Raw genomic sequence first — 1,206 nt, 5'->3', positions numbered from 1 at the left:
ATTAGGCCAGGATCTTGGCGACCACACCGGCGCCCACGGTCTTGCCGCCTTCGCGGATGGCGAAGCGCAGGCCTTCTTCCATGGCGATGGGGGCGATCAGCTTGACCGTGATCGACACGTTGTCGCCAGGCATCACCATTTCCTTGCCCTCGGGCAGCTCGATGGCACCGGTCACGTCCGTGGTACGGAAGTAGAACTGCGGGCGGTAGTTGTTGAAGAAGGGGGTGTGGCGGCCGCCTTCGTCCTTGCTCAGCACGTACACCTCACCCGTGAAGTGGGTGTGGGGCTTGATGGAGCCGGGCTTGCACAGCACCTGGCCGCGCTCGACTTCTTCACGCTTGGTGCCGCGCAGCAGGATACCGACGTTGTCGCCAGCCTGGCCCTGGTCCAGCAGCTTGCGGAACATTTCCACGCCGGTGCAGGTGGTCTTCTGGGTGACCTTGATGCCGACGATTTCGATTTCTTCGCCGACCTTGACCACGCCACGCTCGATACGGCCGGTCACGACGGTGCCGCGACCAGAGATGGAGAAGACGTCTTCCACGGGCATGAGGAAGGCACCGTCCACGGCACGCTCAGGGGTGGGGATGTAGCTGTCCAGGGCATCCGCCAGGCGCATGATGGCCTGCTCGCCCAGGTCGCCCTTGTCGCCTTCGAGGGCCAGCTTGGCCGAGCCCTTGATGATGGGGGTGTCGTCGCCGGGGAAGTCGTACTTGGAGAGGAGTTCGCGCACTTCCATCTCGACCAGCTCGAGCAGCTCGGCGTCGTCGACCATGTCGCACTTGTTCAGGAAGACGATGATGTAGGGCACGCCGACCTGACGCGCCAGCAGGATGTGCTCACGGGTCTGGGGCATGGGGCCGTCAGCGGCCGAGCACACCAGGATGGCGCCGTCCATCTGGGCGGCACCGGTGATCATGTTCTTGACGTAGTCGGCGTGGCCGGGGCAGTCCACGTGGGCGTAGTGGCGGTTGGCCGTCTCGTATTCCACGTGAGCGGTGTTGATGGTGATGCCGCGGGCTTTTTCTTCCGGAGCCGCATCGATCTGGTCGTAGGCCTTGGCCGAGCCGCCAAACTTGGCCGCCAGCACGGTGGTGATGGCCGCCGTCAGCGTGGTCTTGCCGTGGTCCACGTGACCGATCGTGCCCACGTTGACGTGCGGCTTGGTCCGCTCAAATTTCTCTTTTGCCATTTTTCAAATCTCCA

At 63.6% G+C, this 1,206-nt stretch carries 1 protein-coding gene; it reads right to left on the bottom strand.

Annotated elements, in window-relative coordinates:
• Position 1 precedes the first annotated feature (1 nt).
• A complete protein-coding gene (gene tuf / locus AC1RRP_RS19250; protein WP_493038984.1) occupies positions 2 to 1,192 on the bottom strand; it encodes an elongation factor Tu in 1,191 nt (396 codons plus the stop codon).
• Between the last annotated feature and the right edge of the window lie 14 nt (positions 1,193 to 1,206).

Source organism: Hylemonella sp. GW821-FHT12C09, assembly GCF_058807395.1.
Note: the sequence above shows the minus strand (reverse complement) of the source record. Positions and strands in the feature narration are given on the sequence as shown.